The sequence below is a fragment of the Streptococcus sp. CCH5-D3 genome, from assembly GCF_001556435.1.
Classification (GTDB): domain Bacteria; phylum Bacillota; class Bacilli; order Lactobacillales; family Streptococcaceae; genus Streptococcus.
The window spans coordinates 1-498 of record NZ_LSIW01000157.1; the positions used below are offsets into that span (position 1 = coordinate 1).

Consider the following 498-nt stretch of genomic DNA (forward strand, 5'->3'; position numbering starts at 1 on the left):
ATGTAGATAAAGCTGATAATAACGAAGCAGAAAACATCAATACCAAGACTGTTAACCGCGGAGATAAGATCTACTACCAAGTATGGTTGGATACAACTAAATTCTCAGCAACTAACAAAGAAAATGTTCAAACTGTAGGAATCACTGATGACTTTGATGAAACGAAAGTTGATGTAGATGGTTCAGCAATCAAAGCTTACGATTCAGTAACTGGTGCTGATGTCACTGATAAATTTGACATTAAAGTTGAAAATGGTGTGATGACTGCAACACTTAAAGCTGGCTTCACGAAGTCACTTGGCGACGCAGAAAATACTCAAATCATTGATACAACTAAATTTGAATTTGGACGTTACTACAAGTTTGATATTCCAGCAACAGTTAAAGCTGATGTACCTGGTGGTTCAGACATCGAAAATACAGCTGCCCAAGTTGTTAACTATTACAACCCAGTAAGCAAGACTGTTGAAAAACCAAACAAACCAACTGAAAAACGTG

1 protein-coding gene is annotated in these 498 nt (G+C 36.9%); it reads left to right on the top strand.

Features of this window, described 5'->3' with window-relative positions:
- The coding region (locus AX662_RS09685) for an SspB-related isopeptide-forming adhesin (protein ID WP_156430711.1) at positions 1-498 on the top strand (498 nt) is incomplete at both ends.